Source organism: Caldovatus sediminis, from assembly GCF_014644455.1.
GTDB classification, from domain to species: Bacteria; Pseudomonadota; Alphaproteobacteria; order Acetobacterales; family Acetobacteraceae; genus Caldovatus; species Caldovatus sediminis.
Window position 1 is genome coordinate 74,642 of the sequence record NZ_BMKS01000014.1, and the last position, 17,114, is coordinate 91,755.

General features: G+C 75.9%; 15 protein-coding genes. 6 read left to right on the forward strand and 9 right to left on the reverse strand.

Translation table 11 applies throughout. The features are described 5' to 3' along the window. Both IEX99_RS18055 and IEX99_RS18060 read right to left on the reverse strand, forming a co-directional pair. On the reverse strand, window positions 1-933 hold a 933-nt coding region (locus tag IEX99_RS18055; RefSeq protein WP_188902880.1), incomplete at its 3' end, for a hypothetical protein. Between the two features lie 969 nt (window positions 934-1,902). Next, entirely contained in the window at window positions 1,903-2,514 is a 612-nt protein-coding gene (locus IEX99_RS18060; protein WP_373285224.1) for a nucleotide exchange factor GrpE, read from the reverse strand. A 261-nt stretch (window positions 2,515-2,775) separates the two neighbouring features. On the opposite strand from IEX99_RS18060, the gene murJ reads away from it, so the two are divergent. Continuing rightward, a complete protein-coding gene (murJ, locus tag IEX99_RS18065; protein ID WP_188902884.1) occupies window positions 2,776-4,359 on the forward strand; it encodes a murein biosynthesis integral membrane protein MurJ in 1,584 nt (527 codons plus the stop codon). A gap of 115 nt (window positions 4,360-4,474) precedes the next feature. After that, entirely contained in the window at window positions 4,475-5,185 is a 711-nt protein-coding gene (locus IEX99_RS18070) for a ribonuclease activity regulator RraA (RefSeq protein ID WP_188902886.1), read from the forward strand. Window positions 5,186-5,234: 49 nt separating this feature from the next. On the opposite strand, the gene IEX99_RS18075 is transcribed toward IEX99_RS18070, so the two are convergent. After that, complete coding sequence (locus IEX99_RS18075; protein WP_188902888.1) at window positions 5,235-5,432, reverse strand: hypothetical protein; 198 nt, start codon at window positions 5,430-5,432, stop codon at window positions 5,235-5,237. Between the two features lie 275 nt (window positions 5,433-5,707). On the opposite strand from IEX99_RS18075, the gene IEX99_RS18080 reads away from it, so the two are divergent. The 4 genes from IEX99_RS18080 to argF all read left to right on the forward strand — a co-directional run bounded on the left by IEX99_RS18080 (window position 5,708) and on the right by argF (window position 10,900). Continuing rightward, window positions 5,708-6,550: an NAD-dependent epimerase/dehydratase family protein gene (locus tag IEX99_RS18080; RefSeq protein WP_188902890.1), complete on the forward strand. Its 843-nt coding sequence runs from the start codon at window positions 5,708-5,710 to the stop codon at window positions 6,548-6,550. Continuing rightward, window positions 6,547-7,410, forward strand: coding sequence for an aldose epimerase family protein (locus IEX99_RS18085; protein ID WP_188902893.1), 864 nt, complete (start codon window positions 6,547-6,549; stop codon window positions 7,408-7,410). Before IEX99_RS18080 ends, IEX99_RS18085 begins: the two co-directional genes overlap by 4 nt. Before the next feature lie 1,346 nt (window positions 7,411-8,756). After that, entirely contained in the window at window positions 8,757-9,962 is a 1,206-nt protein-coding gene (locus tag IEX99_RS18090; protein ID WP_188902895.1) for an aspartate aminotransferase family protein, read from the forward strand. Next, entirely contained in the window at window positions 9,959-10,900 is a 942-nt protein-coding gene (gene argF / locus IEX99_RS18095; RefSeq protein WP_188902897.1) for an ornithine carbamoyltransferase, read from the forward strand. The genes IEX99_RS18090 and argF overlap by 4 nt, the downstream gene beginning before the upstream one ends. A gap of 688 nt (window positions 10,901-11,588) precedes the next feature. On the opposite strand, the gene IEX99_RS18100 is transcribed toward argF, so the two are convergent. The 6 genes from IEX99_RS18100 to IEX99_RS18125 all read right to left on the reverse strand — a co-directional run bounded on the left by IEX99_RS18100 (window position 11,589) and on the right by IEX99_RS18125 (window position 16,981). Then, on the reverse strand, window positions 11,589-11,774 hold the full coding sequence (locus tag IEX99_RS18100; protein WP_188902899.1) for a hypothetical protein: 186 nt from the start codon (window positions 11,772-11,774) through the stop codon (window positions 11,589-11,591). Between the two features lie 52 nt (window positions 11,775-11,826). Beyond that, a complete protein-coding gene (locus tag IEX99_RS18105) occupies window positions 11,827-12,792 on the reverse strand; it encodes an alpha-ketoacid dehydrogenase subunit beta (RefSeq protein WP_188902901.1) in 966 nt (321 codons plus the stop codon). Continuing rightward, complete coding sequence (locus tag IEX99_RS18110; RefSeq protein ID WP_229678120.1) at window positions 12,780-13,796, reverse strand: thiamine pyrophosphate-dependent dehydrogenase E1 component subunit alpha; 1,017 nt, start codon at window positions 13,794-13,796, stop codon at window positions 12,780-12,782. Before IEX99_RS18110 ends, IEX99_RS18105 begins: the two co-directional genes overlap by 13 nt. 79 nt (window positions 13,797-13,875) lie before the next feature. Then, window positions 13,876-14,697 (reverse strand): aspartate/glutamate racemase family protein, encoded by an 822-nt coding sequence (locus tag IEX99_RS18115; protein WP_188902902.1) that lies wholly within the window; start codon window positions 14,695-14,697, stop codon window positions 13,876-13,878. Between the two features lie 47 nt (window positions 14,698-14,744). Continuing rightward, window positions 14,745-15,533, reverse strand: coding sequence for an SDR family NAD(P)-dependent oxidoreductase (locus IEX99_RS18120; RefSeq protein WP_229678121.1), 789 nt, complete (start codon window positions 15,531-15,533; stop codon window positions 14,745-14,747). After that, window positions 15,530-16,981, reverse strand: coding sequence for an FAD-dependent oxidoreductase (locus IEX99_RS18125; protein ID WP_188902904.1), 1,452 nt, complete (start codon window positions 16,979-16,981; stop codon window positions 15,530-15,532). The genes IEX99_RS18120 and IEX99_RS18125 overlap by 4 nt, the downstream gene beginning before the upstream one ends. Window positions 16,982-17,114: the final 133 nt, after the last annotated feature.

Below are 17,114 nucleotides of genomic sequence, written 5' to 3' on the forward strand. Positions count from 1 at the left end.
CCAGCCCGCCTTGCCGACGTCGCCCTTGCTCCAGCCGCCCGAGAGGTCCTTGTCCTCGTACTTGATGCCGCAGATCTCGCCGTAGCGGGCGTTGAAGAAGTCGTTGCCCTTGGCGTCCGCGCCGGCGAGGTGCACGCCGATGGTCGCCGCGGCGGTCGCGTACCAGTTGCCGTCCGGCCCGTCCGCGTCCTCGACGACGACGTAATGGCCCTCGTACAGGTCGGTGAAGCGGTATTTCCCGTACTGGTCGGTCGTCGTCTGCGCGACGAAGGTGTCGACCCCCTCGGTGTAGACGCCGTCCTCGTCGACGTCGCTGTAGAGGTAGATGGTCCAGCCCGCCTTCGCGACGTCGGCCGCGGAGTGGTCGCCCGAGAGGTCCTTGTCCTCGTACTTGGTCCCGCAGATGTCGTAGACCCTCGGCCACTCGCCCTCGAGCTTGCAGGACCCCTCGCGACTGCCGCCGATCTCACCGACGCTGGTGAGCCGCAGGCCGAAGGTCGCGTCCTGCAGGTCGGCGAGCGTCAGGCCGAGGAGGGTGAAGCTGACCTTCTGGAAGTCCCCCTTGCCGGCGCCGATGCCCGCCTCGCCGAACTGCATCCCGACGTCGTAGACGTCGGGGTTGACGTTGCTCGGCGGATCGTTGGCCGAGCTGACATCGTCGTCTCCCTTGACCAGGTTCAGGTCGAGCGAGGTCTCCTGGCCGCCGATCGTCCAGCCCTTTCCGCCGGTGATGGCGAGGTTCGGGATCACGCCCTCCTGGCTGTCCGGGAAGTTGATGTAGAAGGCGAGGATGTCCGCGATCGGGTCGCCGGTCTGGCCGCCACTGACGACCTCGAGCGTGAACTGGAGGCCGGCCTCGGTCTGGATCACCGTGACCTTCACGTCGGGGCAGCCGTCCTCGCCCGTCGAGCCGTGGATCGTGAACTCAACCATTTCCTAGTCTCCTCCGGGGGGTGAGGGAGTCTCGACGGTCAAGAAAGACGGCCTGGCGCGGATCTGTCGGCATCGGGGCGTCGCCGGCGCGCGGTCCATGCCGCGGGCCGGGCCGGGATGCCGGCGCGGGGTTGCGCCCCCTCCTCGCCCGGCCGCCGCTTCCGGTGGAAGCGCGTTCGTCCTGCGACCGGCCCGGCGGCGCTCGGGACACGCAATGGGCGTCGGGCGCGGGAACGCCTGCACATCCCGATCCTCTCCCTTGCTCGTCATGGCGCCAGAATGAACGTAGGATTTGAATAAATCGAGTTCACAATAAAGAGAAGCTCGAGCGACGGCCCGCAATGAACCAAAGTCGCAACACTTTGTCGTCGAGATTCCCGCCAGGCAGAAAATAATACGGAACACACAACTTCATGGGGAGTGGAATTGGCGTTCATGCGACTTCCGGATGAGCGCCGGGAAGAGCCCCGTTCTCTCATCGGGAGCGGCGCGCGCGACGCGTTTCCCGCGGGCCGACCCATACCGCCTGGGCTGTGGCCGGCGCCCGGAACAATCGGCAATGGCGGAGGCGCCCCGGATGCGCGGTCGCGGGCGATTACCGGCGGGCTCCTCGCCGCATGCGGGTGGTCCTTCCCGGTGCCGGGCCGCCGGCGCGGCGCAGCGGGTGGTGCAATTCGCGCCGAACGCGGAATCGGGCGGGTGTCGCGGGCAATGTGTCAGGATGGCGGCCCACGGCTGCCCGGGCCGCGGGCGATCAGGCGTGGTTGCCGTCAGCCGTCGCGGCGGGCCCCCCTGTCCGACCGGCCGGATGTGCGCGGCACGCCCCTCCCGTGCCCGGCCGAGCCTCGCGCGCCGCGCCGCTTCGCCGGCCATCGAATGCTGGGCAGGCCGGCCCGGCGCAACCGGCGCCCCGTGAGGGGACGCGCCGCATCGCCGCGAGGCGCGGGCGCGTTCCGCGCGCCGTCCGGCTCAGGCCCGCGGCGAGTCGCCCCCGGGCTTGCCGGCGTCGCCGCCGCGGCTTCCCGCCACCACCACCATCGCGGGCTTCAGCAGGCGCCCGTGCAGCGTCCAGGCCGGGGTCCAGGCCTGCAGCACCGTGCCGGGCTCCACCCCCTCGGGTGCCGGCTGCTCCGCCATGGCCTGGTGCAGCTCGGGATCGAAGGGCCTGCCCTGCGCCTCCACCCGCACCACGCCGTTGCGCTCGAGCATGGCGAGGAAGCTGCGCTCCACCTCCTCGAACCCGCCGCGCAGCGTGCGCAGGAGCTCCGGCTCGTGCTCCGTCGGCGGCGGCAGCGACTCGAGGCCGCGGCGCAGGTTCTCCGCCGCCTCCACGACCTCGCGCGCGAACTTCTGGATGGCGTAGTTGCGCGCGTCCTCGACCTCGCGCCGGGTGCGGGCGCGCAGGTTCTGCAGTTCCGCCTCGGCCCGCAGCCAGCGGTCCTTCAGCGCGGCATTCTCGGCCTCGAGCGCGGCGATGCGATCGGCCATGCTCGCGGCACCCGGCGGCTGGCCGGCTTCCTCCGTCCGCGCCGTGGCGGCGTCGCCAGGGCCACGCGCGGTGCCGCCGCCCGGCGCCGGCACCTCGTCCCGGGCGGCCGTCAGCCCCCGCGCGTCTGCCTGGCCCGACAGCGGGGCGGCAGCGGGCGTGGTTTCGGTGTGGTCGTTCTTCATGTGCCGACTTCGGAAAAAGGGGGTGCGGCCTCGCGGGCCGCGGCTCGCGCCACCACCTAGGCGCGCGGGGCCCGCCGGGCAAGCCGACGCTGCCCCGGCGCCGGCCGCGGCCCCCCCCGGGCGGGCGCAAATCCGCTTGGGTCCCGGCCGGGCGCACGCTAATCCGCCCCGATGCTCCGCAGCGTCCTCACCGTCGGCGGCTGGACCATGGCCAGCCGCGTCCTCGGATTCGCGCGCGACATGCTGATCGCGCACCGGCTCGGCGCCGGACCGGTGGCGGATGCCTTCTTCGTCGCCCTGCAGCTCCCCAACCTGTTCCGCCGCCTATTCGGCGAGGGCGCTTTCAACGCCGCCTTCGTCCCGGCCTTCGCCGGCGCGCTGGCGCGGCAGGGGCGCGCCGCCGCGCAGGACCTCGCCGAGCGCATGGCCGGCCTGCTCGCGCTCTGGCTCGCCCTGCTCACCGGGCTCGGCCTGCTGTTCACGCCGCAGCTCCTCGCCGTGCTGGTGCCCGGCTTCCTCGACCGGCCGGAGAAGTTCGCGCTCACCGTCGAGCTGGCGCGGATCACCCTGCCCTATCTCTGGTTCATCTGCCTCACCGCCCTGGTCGGCGGCGTGCTGAACGGGCTGGACCGCTTCGCCGCGGCGGCCGCCGCGCCGGTGCTGTTCAACCTGCTCTCGATGGCGGCGCTGCTCGCCCTCACTCCCTACGTCGCGACCCCTGCGCACGCGCTGGCCTGGGGCGTGGCGGCCTCGGGCGTGGCGCAGCTCCTGCTGGTGGCGATCGCCGCCCGCCAGGCGGGCATGGCGCTGAACCTGCTGCGCCGGCCGCGCCTCACCCCGCCGGTGCGCGAGGTGCTGCGCCGGATGGTGCCGGGGCTGATCGGCGGCGGGGCGGTCAACATCAACCTGTTCGTCGCGACGCTGGTCGCCTCGCTGCTGCCCACCGGGGCGGTGTCCTACCTCTACTATGCGGACCGGGTGGGGCAGTTGCCGCTCGGCGTGATCGGCGCGGCGGTCGGCACCGCGCTGCTGCCGATGCTCTCGCGCCACGTGCGGGGCGGCCGGCCCCTCGCCGCGCACCGCGCCACCAACCGCGCGGTCGAGCTGTCGCTGCTGTTCACCCTGCCGGCGGCCGCGGGGCTCGCGGTGCTGGCGCAGCCGATCGTGGCGGCGCTGTTCGAGCGCGGCGCGTTCGACGCCGCGGCCACGCGCGCCACGGTGGCGGCGCTCGTCGCCTATGCCGGCGGGCTGCCGGCCTTCGTGCTGGTCAAGGTGTTCGCCCCGGGCTTCTTCGCCCGCGGCGACACGACGACGCCGGTCGCGGTCGGGATCGGCGCGATGGCGGCGAACCTGCTCCTGAACCTCGCCCTGGTCTGGCCGCTCGCGCATGTCGGCATCGCGCTGGCGACCTCGCTCGCCGCCTGGGGCAACGCGCTGGCCCTGGCGGCGCTGCTCGCGCGGCGGCGGCGGCTGGTGCTGGACCGGCGGGCGCGGCGGCGGCTGCCGCGCCTCGCGGCCGCGGCGGTGGCGATGGCGGCACTGCTGGCGCTGGCCGCGCCGGCGCTCTCCGCCGAGGCGGGGGCGGGCGGCGTGGCGCGCGTGGCGGCGCTCGCTCTGCTGGTGGCGCTCGGCGCCGGCGCCTACGGCGCGCTCGTCCTGGCGCTCGGCGCGGTGGCGCCGGCCGAGCTCCGCGCGCTGCTGCGCCGGCGCGGCGCGGGCGCCGCCGCCGCGCCGGCGGCCGCGGCGGCGCCGTGACCATGGCCGGGCGCCGCCGCGGGGCCGCGCCGCTCCGCGCGGCTGACGCCTTGCGGCCGCGCGCGCCGCTTGCCATGCCTCGCGCAACGAGCCGCCCGAGGAGGACCCGCCCGCCATGACCCTCACCCCCGCGCTGCGCGACGCCCTCGCCGGCGTCACCACCGCCACCCTCACCACCGTGCTGCTCAAGAAGGGCGTGCGCTCCTGCTACATCCGCGGGGCCCGGCCGCTGGTGCCGGGCACCGCCGGGCGCCGCGTCGTCGGCCCCGCCTTCACCCTGCGCTTCACCCCCGCGCGCGAGGACCTGGCCACGGTCGAGAGCTGGTCCTCCCCCCGCTCCACCCGCGCCGCGATCGAGGAGATGCCGGAGGGCTGCGTCGCCGTGGCCGACGCCATGGGCGTGAGCGACGCCGGCATCTTCGGCGACATCCTCTGCGCCCGCATGGCGAAGCGCGGCGTCGCCGGCCTGGTGACCGACGGCATGGTGCGCGACGGCGCCGGCGTGATCGCCACCGGCCTGCCGGTGTTCTGCCAGGGCCACGTCGCCCCGGCCTCGGTGGCGAGCCTCAACTTCGTCGGCTGGCAGGAGACGATCGGCTGCGGCGGCGTCACCGTCGTCCCCGGCGACACCATCGTGGCGGATGCCGACGGCGCCGTGGTGATCCCGGCCGCGCTGGCCGAGGCGGTCGCCGAGGCGGCGGTCGAGCAGGAACGGCTGGAGGCCTGGATCATGCGCGAGGTCGAGAAGGGCGCGCGCCTCCCCGGTCTCTACCCGCCGAATGCCGAGACCAGGGCCCGCTACGAGGCGGAGACGAAGCGCGGCTGACCCCGCCCGCGGGCCGGCCGTCGAGGCTCCGCGCCCGGTCGTCGGATCCTCAGCCGGACGGCTGCCGCGGGCCGTCTTCGCCCGGCTGCGGCCCTTCCTGCGGCGCCGCGCCGGGCGCCGTGTCGTTGGCCGGCGGCACGCGCTCGACCTCCGCCATCGCGTAGGGGAAAAGGACCAGGCCCAGCAGCCGTCCCTCGATCAGCAGGAAGGCCTCGGCGTCCCGCCCTTCCTGCTCGTCCTCAGCCACGTCGTGTGCTCCCGCGTTTGCCGGCGCGCAGATGGAGCGCTGGGGGGATGGATTCCAGGCACGGGACCGTGCGCCGCGAACCGCGAGGCGTCGCCGCGACGCCGCCGGCGGCGGAACGGTGCCGACCGCGGCGCGCGGTCCGGGGCGGCGCCCGCGCCCCCTCCGCCCCCGCGCGCCATGGTCCGACGGCAGGAGGGGCAGGTCGGCGGCGATCCCGCGCGGGCGGCCGCCGTGCCTGCTGCTACGCTGCGACCGACGACCAGCGGAGGAAGCCCATGAGCGCGCCGCCCCCCAAGCCCGTCCTCCTCACCGGCGCCTCCGGCAATCTCGGCCGCATGCTGGCGCGCGAGCTCGGCGCCGCCGGCTGGACCCTGCGGCTGACCGACATCGCGCCCTTCCCCGACCCGCTGCCGCCGGGCGCCGTCTTCGTGCGGGCCGACCTCAACGACGGCGTCGCCCTGCTGCGCCAGGCCGAGGGCTGCGGCGCCCTCCTCCACTTCGGCGGCGTCAGCGTGGAGCGGCCCTTCGAGGAGGTGCTCGGCCCCAACCTGCGCGGCCTCTACCACGTGTACGAGGCGGCGCGGCGGGAGCGGGCGCGGGTGGTCTTCGCCTCCTCCAACCACGCGATCGGCTTCCACGAGCGCCCGCGGGAGGGCGAGCCGCGGCTCGACCTCGACTGCGCCTTCCGCCCCGACGGCTACTACGGGCTGTCGAAGGCCTATGGCGAGCTGATGGGCCGGCTCTACTGGGACAAGCACGGGGTCGAGAACGTCAACCTGCGCATCGGCTCCTGCTTCCCGAAGCCGACCGACGCGCGGATGCTCGCCACCTGGCTGTCCTATCCGGACCTGGTGCGGCTGGTCGCCGCCTGCGTCGCCGCGCCGCGCACCGGCCACGCGGTGATCTGGGCCTGCTCCGACAACCCGCGGAGCTTCTGGGGCAGGGACCACCGCGAGCGCATCGGCTGGCGCCCGCGGGACAGCGCCGAGGCCTACCGCGCCGAGGTCGAGGGCAGGCTCGGCGACCCCGTCGCCGAGCGCTACCAGGGCGGCGCCTACGCCAGCATCGAGTATTCGCGCGCCGCCCCTTCGCCGCGCGATCCCTTCGCGCTCGAATGAGTGCGCCGCCGCTCCGTCTCGCGGCCGGCGACTGGGAGGCGACGCTCCTCCCCGCGCAGGGCGCGGCCTTCGCGACGCTGCGCCATCGCGGGCGCGACCTGATCCCGCCGGTGCCGCGGGGCGCGGATCCGAACGCCGGCCCCTGGGGCGCCTTCTGGATGATCCCCTGGGCGAACCGCCTGGACCGTGGACGGCTGCCCTTCGGCGGCCGGGTCCACCGGCTGCCGGTCAATCGCCCCGAGGACGGCACCGCGATCCACGGCCTGGCGCGCGACCGGCCCTGGCGGGTGGAGGCCGCGGCGCCGGCGCGCGCCGTGCTGACGCAGGCGCTCGACGAGCCCGGCCTGCCGTTCCGCTACCTCGCGCGGGTGGAGGTGGCGCTCGCGCCCGGGACGGGAGTCGCGCTCGCCGCCTCGGTCGCCAACGCGGCGGCCGAGCCCCTTCCGTTCGGACTGGGCTGGCATCCCTTCTTCGCCCGCCCGCCCGGCACGCGCCTCGCGTTCCGCGCCACCGCCATGTTCGGCCGCGACGCGCGGACGCTGCCCGTCGCGCCCCGCGCCACGACCGGCATCCGGGGCGGCGAGGAGGCCTATGTCGGCCTCGACACGCACTTCTCCGGCTGGGACGGGCGTGCGGAGATCGCCCTCGCCGACGGTCCGACGCTGCGACTCGTCGCGGACGGCGCCTGGGCCTCCAACCTCCAGGTCTTCGCGCCGCGCGCCACGCCCGTGCTCTGCGTCGAGCCGCAGAGCCACGTGCCGGATGCGCCGAACCGTCCCGGGTTCGCGGCGCATGGCGCGATGACGGCGCTCGCGCCGGGGAGTGCGATCGCGGGACGGCTCGCGATTTCCGTCGCCTGACCCGCCGCCGCGCGGGAACGCTCGCCATGAGATGACGTTGGCAGCCGCGGAACCGTCACGCGTGTCCGGCGGCACGACGAGGATGGGCGGCGCGGCGGGCGTGCGGTTCCGATCCGGCGATCCGGGCCTCCGCGACGTGTTCCGCCATCGCCGCGACAGGTCGCGCCGCCGCGTCGGCCCCACGATCGGAGGGACGACGCCGCGGAGGGCGGCCTCGACCGGCACCGCGCACCGGGAGCGCGGCAGCGGCGGAGCGGCGGCACGCGACCACCAGACAGGAGACGAGTTCCATGTCCGACACCGACTATCCCTACGGCCGCATGCCCGGCTCCGAGCCGTCCCAGCCCGGCGGCGCCCCCGCGACGACCACGAGCGGCGCGCCGGGTCCCGACACCGCCACGAGCGGCGAAGGCGCCGGCGCCGGCCAGCCGCCGCCGGCGGCCGAGGAGCAGCCCGCCCCCGTCCGACGCCGGCGCGCCGCCGTCCGCAAGGCCGCGCCGGCCAAGCGCGCGGCGCCCGCCGCCCGGGCCCGCGCGGGCGCGAAAGGGCGCGCCGCCGCGGGTGCCGGCAAGGCCGCGCCGGCGGGCAGGGGTGCCGCCGCGCGCGGCGCCGCGGCGAGGAGGCCGGCGGCCGCGAAGAAGACCGGCCGCGCCGCCGTCGGCGGTCGCGCCAGGGCAGCGGCCGGCGCCCCCAAGCGCGGCGCCGCGACGCGCGGCGCGGCCGCGCGGGGCAGGGCGGCGCGCGGCGCGACAGGACGGGCGGCGCCGGTCGGCAGGAAGGGCGCCGCGGCGACCAGGCGCGCCGGCGCGGCGCGCAAGGCGCCGAGCCGCGCGGGCGCCGCCGCCAAGACCGGGCGCGGCGCCGCCGGGCAGCGCGCCAAGGCAGGGCGGGTCTCCGGCACGGCCGCACGGACCCCGCGCACGGCCGCGCGGCCGTCGCGGAGGGCAGCGGCGAAGACCCCGGCGGCCCGCGGCCCGCGCGCCGGCCGGACCCGCACCGCCACCGGCGCGACCCCGCAGCGCGGCGGCACCGCGAGGCGCGGCGCCGGCGGCCGGCGCGGCCGGCCCTCGCGCGAAACCGGCAAGAACGGCGAGGGCTGATCCGGCACAGTCGCGCGGCGGGCGCGCGCGGCCGCAACGCCAGGACCCGCCGCGCCTGCCGCCGCAGGGTCACGGCGCGCCGCGCGGCCGGCACGCCGCAGCCGTCACCGCGGGCCCACGGAATGCCGCCCGAGGGCGGCGTTCCGTTTGACGCGGAGCCCCCGCGCCGCCATCCTCTCCGGCTCCCTCCGGACGGGACGCGATGGGCGCGCCCCGCGGGGGGCGCAATTGCGGAGAGCCCGTTCCGTGATCCCCGCCCTGATGCCGACCTACAACCGCGCCGACCTCGCCTTCGAGCGGGGCGAGGGCGCCAGGCTGTGGACGGCGGACGGGCGACGATTCCTCGATTTCGGCGCGGGCATCGCGACCTCCTCGCTCGGCCACGGGCATCCGCACCTGGTGAAGGCCATCGCCGAGCAGGCGGCGAAGGTCATGCACGTCTCGAACCTCTACCGCATCCCGCAGGCGGAGCGGCTGGCGGCGCGGCTGTGCGAGACCTCCTTCGCCGACAGCGTCTTCTTCTGCAACTCGGGCGCCGAGGCGAACGAGGGCATGATCAAGGCCGTCCGCAAGTACCACGCGGAGAACGGCCACCCCGAGCGCTTCGTCACCATCTGCTTCGAGGGCGCCTTCCACGGCCGGACGCTGGCGATGCTGAGCGCCACGGGCAACGAGAAGTATCTCGCCGGCTTCGGCCCGCCGGTGCAGGGCTTCCGGCACGTGCCCTTCGGCAACATGAACGCGGTGCGCGACGCCATTGACGGCACCACCGCGGCGATCCTGATCGAGCCGGTGCAGGGCGAGGGCGGCGTGCGCCCCGCCTCGCTCGACTTCCTGCGCGCGCTGCGCGCCACCTGCGACGAATTCGGCCTGCTGCTCGCGCTCGACGAGGTGCAGACCGGCATGGGCCGCTCCGGCAAGCTCTGGGCGCACCAGTGGGCCGGGATCGAGCCGGACGTGATGTCCTCGGCCAAGGGCATCGGCGGCGGCTTCCCGCTGGGTGCGATCCTGGCGAAGGAGAAGGTCGCGCAGCACCTCAAGCCGGGCACGCACGGCTCGACCTTCGGCGGCAACCCGCTCGCCTGCGCGGCGGGGAACGCGGTGCTGGACGTGATCCTGGCGCCCGGCTTCCTCGATCGGGTGGACCGCGTGGCGCGGCATCTCTGGCGCGGGCTCGAGGACCTGGCGCGGCGCCGCCCGGAGGTGATCGAGGGCGTGCAGGGGGCGGGGCTGCTGCTCGGCCTCAGGCTCCGGCCCGAGGTGACCAACACCGGCCTGCAGGACGCGGCGGTGGCGGAGGGGCTGCTGACGGTGGCGGCCGGCATGAACGTGCTGCGCCTCGCGCCGCCGCTCGTCATCACCGAGGCGGAGGCGGACGAGGCGGTGGCGCTGCTCGACCGCGCCTGCCAGCGGGTCGCGCCGGGGGCGGCGAAGGCCGTGGCGGCGCAATGAGCGCCGCCTTGAGGACGGTGGCGGGGGGGCGCGAACCCCCCCGGCACTTCCTGGAACTGATGGACCTCGAGCCGGCGACGCTGCGCCGGATGCTCGACCTCGCCGTGCAGGCCAAGCGCGGGGCGGTGGCGGGCAAGCCGCTCGCCGGCAAGACCGTGGCGCTGATCTTCGAGAAGCCCTCGACGCGCACGCGCGTCTCCTTCGAGGTCGGCATCCGCCAGCTCGGCGGCGACGCGATCGTGCTCTCGGCGAAGGAGATGCAGCTCGGCCGCGGCGAGACGCCGGCGGACACGGCGAAGGTGCTCTCGCGCTACGTGGACGCGATCATGCTGCGCACCGATTCGGTGGCCAAGCTGCGCGAGCTGGCGGCGCACGCGACGGTGCCGGTGATCAACGGCCTGACCGACGTCTCGCACCCCTGCCAGCTCATGGCCGACGTGATGACCTTCGAGGAGCATCGCGGGCCGATCGCGGGCCAGGTGGTCGCCTGGAGCGGCGACGGCAACAACGTCGCCCGCACCTTCATCCAGGCCGCGGCGCGCTTCGGCTTCACGCTCCGCCTCGCCACGCCTGCCCCGCTGCGGCCGCCGCAGGCGCTGGTGGACTGGGCGCGGGCGCAGGGCGCGCGGATCGAACTCACCGACGATCCGGCGGAGGCGGTGCGCGGGGCGCGCTGCGTCGTCACCGACACCTGGGTCAGCATGTCGGACGAGCCGACCAGCAACCGCCACAACCTGCTCGCGCCCTACCGGGTGGACGCGGCGCTGATGGCGAAGGCGGCGCCGGACGCGATCTTCATGCACTGCCTGCCGGCCCACCGCGGCGAGGAGGTGACGGCGGAGGTCATAGACGGCCCGCAGAGCGTGGTGTTCGACGAGGCGGAGAACCGGCTGCACGCGCAGAAGGGCGTGCTGCTCTGGGCGCTGGGCCTGGCCTAGGCTTTCGCTGCGGAGAGAACGTCGTTCCTGATGATGCGGCCGATGGGGTGGGGCTCTGCCGAAGGGCCGCCCCTGGCCGTGATGTGGTGGAGGCGCGCAGCCCTGCGGGCATGGCGCGAGCCCTTTCTGCTGCGGAGCGGAAGGGGCCGGCACAGGCCCATCCGCGCAGGAGGTCCGGATGAAGCGGTCGGCCCCGCCGTCGGTGCGCGGCGCGCGAGGGCGTGTGCACGGCTGGCGCAGCCCGTGCGCCCCGATGGCGGCGGCGAGGGGCCTGCTTGCGAAGGCCGGGCCGCTGCCGGTCGTGACGCGCGTGGCGACGACGCGGACGGCGCGTTCCATGCTCCCCTCGGTCGGCAGCCCGGTGGGGACGAGGCGGGAGGCGTCATCGGTGGCGCCGCAGATGCTCCCGGCCGATGCCGTGCGCGCGGCTCTGCGCGACGCGGTCGCCGGTGACGCGGTGGCCGACGCGCGCGATCCGGCCGGGTTTCCTGGTATCGAGGCGGATCAACCCGCCAGGCGACCCGCCGGTGGCGGATGACCTGGGGCGGCGGATAGAGGGCGGCGAGGTCTGCCGGAAAGACGCCTGGGCGCGGCGTCATGGCCGGGATGGCGGGCGCGCCGCACGCCGAGACGGCGCAGCGCCTCGCCCACGCTGCGCTCGGCCAGCACGACGCCGAACCGCGCGGGATCACGCGCGCGAGGCCGGCCCGCCGCCGGCGCACCACGCCGTCGGCGGCCAGGTCGGACCACGCCGCACCCACTCGGCCAGTTCCGCCCCCTGCTCGGGGAAGAGCCGCCGCTTCGGCCCGCTCGCGCCGACCGGTCGCGCCAGGTCCTCGGTCCTGTAGCGGTGCACCCGGTGCAGCGAAGGCACCTTTCGCCCCGCGCCGGAATCCCCCACGAGCCAGACATCGGCGCCGGGCGCATCAGGCGGCCGCCACCCGCCTGATCGCCTCCGCCACCCGCTCCGGCGTCGCGCGCACCGCGTCCTCCAGCACCGGCGCGAAGGGCACCGGCGCGCGCGGCGCGCCGAGGCGCTCCACGGCGCGCAGGCCGCCCGGCCCCAGCCGCTCGATCACGCGCGCGACCACCTCCGCGCCGAAGCCGCCGACCGTCACCGCCTCGTGCACCACCAGCAGCCGGCGCGTCCTCGCCGCGCTCGCCACCACCGCCGCCTCGTCCCACGGCCACAGGCTGCGCAGGTCGATCACCTCGGCGGAGACGCCGCTCCGTTCCGCCGCCGCCTCCACCACCGGCACGCTCGCCGCCCAGGTCACGACCGTGACCTCGCCGCCCTGCCGCGCGATCCGCGCCCTGCCGAACTCGGCCGGGGGCGCGTCCTCCTCCACCTCGCCCTCGGCGGTCCAGAGGTTCTTCGATTCCATGAGCACGACGGGATCGTCGCAGCGGATCGCCGCCTTCAGCAGCGAGGCCGCGTCCTGCGCCGTGCCCGGTGCCGCGACCACCAGGCCGGGGACGTGCACGAGCCACGCCTCCAGGCACTGGCTGTGCTGCGCGGCGCTGTTGCGCCACATCCCGCCCGGCATGCGCACCACCAGGCGCGCGCGCCCCTGGCCGCCGAACATGTAGCGCACCTTGGCGATCTGGCTCACCAGCTCGTCCATGGCGCAGAGCGTGAAGTCGGCGATCCGCATCTCGATCACCGGCCGCGTGCCGACCAGCGCGGCGCCGAGGCCCGCGCCCATGATGCAGGCCTCCGAGATCGGGGTGGAGACGATGCGCTCCGGCCCGAACTCCTCCGCGAGCCCCCTGTACTGGCCGAAGATGCCGCCGCGGCCGAGGTCCTCGCCGAGCGCCCAGACCGTCGGGTCGCGGCGCATCTCGGCGGCGAGGGCGCGGCGCGTCGCCTCCGCGAAGGTCAGGCGCGGCATGGGGCGGGCGCTCCGATGTCCTGCACGTCGGCGAAGGCGGCGGCGAGGTCGGGCGGGGGCGCGGCGCGCGCGGCCTCGCGGTGCGCGCGCATCTCCGCCTCGGCCTCCGCCGCGATGGCGGCGATCTCTCCGGCGTCCACGCCGCGCCCGGCCAGCGCCTCGGCGAGGCGGCGGATCGGGTCGCGTTCGCGCGCCGCGGCGACCTCCTCGGCCGGGCGGTAGGCGGCGGGATCGGTGCCGGTGTGGCCCTCCCAGCGGTAGCAGCGCGCGTGCAGCAGGCGCGGCCCGCCGCCGGCGCGGATCGCGGCGACCAGCTCCGCCGCCGCGGCGTCCACCGCGAGCGCGTCGGTGCCGTCCACGCTGAGGGCGGGCACGCCGATCGCCTCCGCCCGCGCCGCCGCCCCCGCCCCCGCGGTCGCCTCGGCGGTGCGGGTGAAGGCGGCGAAGCCGTTGTCCTCGCAGACGAACAGCACCGGCAGGCGATACAGCGCCGCCCAGTTCAGCCCCTCGAGGAACGGCCCGCGGTTCACCGCGCCGTCGCCGAAGAAGCAGGCGACGATGGCGTCCTGCCGCAGCAGCTTCAGCCCCTGCGCCGCGCCGCAGGCGATCGGGATGCCCGCGCCCACCACGCCGTTGGCGCCGAGCATGCCGACCGAGAAGTCGGCGATGTGCATCGAGCCGCCCTTGCCGCCGCAGGCCCCGCCGGCGCGGCCGTAGAGCTCCAGCATCATCGCCCGCGCGTCGGCGCCCTTGGCGAGCGCGTGCCCGTGGCCGCGGTGGTTGGAGGTGATGCGGTCCGTTCGCCGCAGATGCAGGCAGACCCCGGCGGCGACCGCCTCCTGCCCGATCGAGGCGTGCACCACGCCCGGGGCCTCGCCGGAGCGCATGGCGGCGACCGCCTCGCGCTCGAAGGCGCGGATCCGGTGCATCAGGCGCAGCATCGCGACGAGCCGCGCGGTCTCGTTGGGCGGCGGCGCCCCGCCGGGCGGTCGGTTCGGTCCCATGCGCGCGAGCCTCGCGCGGCGGGGTGCGGGATGCAAGGGAGTGCCAGGGGCGGCGCCGCCACGGACGGGCGGCGGCCGCTCATCCCTCGCGGCCGCCGAGGGCGGCGATGCCGTAGAAGCGCAGCAGCTCGCGCACGCGCGCGCGCGGCGGGGTCGCGGTGAAGTAGCCGGTGCGGCAGGGGCGCAGTCCGGTGCTGCGGCGCAGGTCCACCATGGCCTCGGCCATCTTCACCGTCGCCGCCAGCGCGTCCACCACCGGCACGCCGTCCACCTCGGTGACGCCGTGGCGGGCGAGCAGCACGCAGAGCGGCGCCTCGCCCGGGATGATCGCCTCGCAGCCGCGGGCGATCAGGCCGCGCGCCGCGGCGGCGAAGCGCTCGAGCAGCGGCGCCGGGTCCTCGTAGCCGCGCAGCACGTCGTGGAAGGCGAAGCCCACCGGGTGCGCCCCGGCGAAGCGGCCGGAGAGGCCGAGGCGCTCCACGTTGCGCTCCACCATCGGCGCCATCTCCGCGATGAACAGCAGCACGCCGGCGCGCTGGCCGAGCATGGCGGCGGTCAGCATCGCGCTCTCGCCGTAGCCGACGACGGGGATGTCCACCAGGCTGCGGATCTCCTGCAGCGAGGGCTCGGGCAGCGTCATCAGCGCGAAGGCGTCGAAGCCCCGCTCCTCCGCCTCCAGCGCGCCGAGGACGAATTGCTGGCTGTGCAGGGTCTGGAAGTAGGCGTAGCGGATGTCGTTGCCCGGGTATTCCGTCTGGTAGGTGCGCGGGTGCATGCCGTGCATCACCACCTCGGTACCCGGCCGCGCCACGCGCGCGAAATGCGCGCGCAGCGCCTCGGCGTAGGCGGGCAGGTTCCCGAGGACGGTGAAGCTCTGGTGGTAGATGCGGATGTTGGACAAGGGGTTCTCCTCTGTCTCGGGGGACGGCGCCGTCGCGCGGGCGGGCCTCAGTCGGCCCACATGCCGCCGTTCACGTCCAGCACCTCGCCGGTCACGAAGCCGGCCGCGTCGCTGGCGAGATAGAGCGCCGCCTCGGCCACGTCCTCGCCGCGCCCCATGCGGCCGACCGGGATCAGCGCCCGCAGCGCGGCCGGGAAGTCCCTGGTCATGGGAGAGGCGATCGGGCCGGGCGCGATGGCGTTCACGGTGATGCCGTCCGCCGCCAGTTCGCGCGCCAGGAAGAAGGTCAGCGCGTGCACCCCGGCCTTGCTGGCGCCGTAGGCGGCGTTGCTGGCGCGCGCCTGCTCGCCCGGATCGATCCAGGGGCGCGGGTTCCCGCCGTTCTTGCCGATGACGGAGCCGAGGTTGAGGATGCGCCCGTGGCGCTGCTGGCGCATGGCCGGGATCACCGCCTGGCAGCACAGGAAGGTGCCCTTCAGGTTCACCGCGAGCACCCGGTCCCACTCCTCCTCCGCCAGCGTCGCCGCCGCGCCGAGGGAGACGATGCCCGCCACGTTCACCAGGATGTCCAGCCGCCCGAAGGCCCCGAGCGTGCGCGCCACGACGCGCTCGATCTCCGCCCGCCGGGTGACGTCGAGCGTCGCGGCGATGGCCCGCGCGCCGAGCGCCTCGGCCTCCGCCGCGATGCCCTCCGCCCCGCGCAGATCGGCGAGGCAGAGGGCCGCCCCCTCGCGCGCGAAGGCGCGCGCCACCGCGCCGCCGATGCCGCCTGCCGCGCCGGTGACGAGGGCGACGCGCCCGGCCAGGCGCCCGCCCTTGGCCGCGGACCCGCTCACCCGGCGGCGCTCCGCGCCGCGTCCAGCCCGGCGCGCCGCCCGAACACCAGCCCCTTCAGCACCGAGGTCGCGCCGGTGTAGGTGCCCCAGTAGAGCCCGACCACCTCGCCCGCCGCGTAGAGGCCCGGGATCGGGTTGCCGTCGCCGTCGAGCACCCGCGCATCGCCGTCCACCTTCACGCCGCCGAAGGTGAAGACATTGGCCGACATCACCGGATAGGCGTGGAAGGGCGGCTCGGCGATCGGCGTCGCCCAGTTCGACTTCGGCGGGTCGAGCTCGGGCCGCGTCGCGAGGCCGTCGAGCTCCAGCGGCTTCCACTCCCCCGGTACGCAGGCCGCGTTGTAGCGCTCGACCGTCGTGCGCAGCCGATCCGGGCGCAGGCCAAGCGCCCTCGCCAGCGCCTCGATGCTGTCCGCCACGATCGGCGGCTTGTCGGTGCGGATCGCCAGGCGGTAGTTCGGGATGCGCAGGTGCCGCGCGTCCAGCACGCACCAGGCGATGCCGTCGCGCTGCTCGTAGATGCGCCGCGTCACGCGCTCATAGGTCGCGTCCACCGTGCCCGGCGCCTCGTCGGTGAAGCGCTCGGCGTCCTTGTTCACCAGGATGCCGTACGGGAAGATGAAGACCGAAGGCTCCGAGATGCCGGAGCGCGGGTCCACCGGCTCGGCGTGGTAGCTGCCGAAGTCGCCGGCGGGCGCGGCGCCGGCGGCGAGGGCCATGCGGATGCCCTCGCCGCGGTTGAAGTAGCCGCCCTTGCAGATCGGCCGCAGGAACACCGCGCGCGGGCCGACATAGCGCGTCATCATCTCCGTGTTGCCCTCGAACCCGCCGCAGGCGAGCACGACCCGGCCCGAGAAGCGCAGCGCCCGCCCGCCCTGGCGCGCGAGCAGGCCGACGACGCGCCCCTCCCCGTCCCGCACCAGGTCGGTCGCGGTCGTCTCGTAGAGGAAGGCGACACCGCGGCGCTCGGCCTGCGCCGCCAGCGCCTCGACCAGCGCCGCGCCGCCGCCGACCGGCAGCAGGCGCGGCTGCGACTTGGTCAGGAACTGCGTCGGCAGGAAGTCGAAGCGCACGCCGAAGCCCCGCAGCCAGGCGACGGTGGGGCCGGCCTCCTGCGCGAAGGCCTGGATCAGGTCGGGGTCGGCGAGGCTGAGCGCGCGCGCGGCGGGATGCCGCTCCGCCCGCGGGCGCGCCGCCTCCTCGACCAGCTCGGGGTCGATGGCGCCGCTGCCGTTCTCGGCGAGGTGGGTCTCGAAGTCGTCGGTCACCTCGCTCGGGCTCTTCATGCGGAGATAGGCCTCGGTGTAGCGGCTCTGGCCGCCCCGCTCCTCGCGCGGCGCGCGCTCCAGCACGGCCACGCGCGCGCCCGCCTCCGCCGCCGCCACCGCGGCCGAGAGGCCGGCGCAGCCGCAGCCCGCGACCACCACATCGAAGGTCTCGCTTCGCATCGGACGTTGCCCCTTCATCGCAGCCGCCGGGTCCGGCGCCCGGCGCATCGGCGCGGCGCGGGCCGCGCTTGTCGATCATGCCGGATCAATGGGATAGCCTCCCGGGCCCGGCCGGGCGGCGGCCGGCGGAGGC

Excerpts from the sequence above, each read along its gene's own strand:
- murJ (WP_188902884.1), top strand. The coding sequence starts at position 2,776 with ATGCTCCGCAGCGTCCTCACCGTCGGCGGCTGGACCATGGCCAGCCGC.
- IEX99_RS18070 (WP_188902886.1), top strand. The coding sequence starts at position 4,475 with ATGACCCTCACCCCCGCGCTGCGCGACGCCCTCGCCGGCGTCACCACC.
- IEX99_RS18080 (WP_188902890.1), top strand. The coding sequence starts at position 5,708 with ATGAGCGCGCCGCCCCCCAAGCCCGTCCTCCTCACCGGCGCCTCCGGC.
- IEX99_RS18085 (WP_188902893.1), top strand. The coding sequence starts at position 6,547 with ATGAGTGCGCCGCCGCTCCGTCTCGCGGCCGGCGACTGGGAGGCGACG.
- argF (WP_188902897.1), top strand. The coding sequence starts at position 9,959 with ATGAGCGCCGCCTTGAGGACGGTGGCGGGGGGGCGCGAACCCCCCCGG.
- IEX99_RS18105 (WP_188902901.1), bottom strand. The coding sequence starts at position 12,792 with ATGCCGCGCCTGACCTTCGCGGAGGCGACGCGCCGCGCCCTCGCCGCC.
- IEX99_RS18110 (WP_229678120.1), bottom strand. The coding sequence starts at position 13,796 with ATGGGACCGAACCGACCGCCCGGCGGGGCGCCGCCGCCCAACGAGACC.
- IEX99_RS18125 (WP_188902904.1), bottom strand. The coding sequence starts at position 16,981 with ATGCGAAGCGAGACCTTCGATGTGGTGGTCGCGGGCTGCGGCTGCGCC.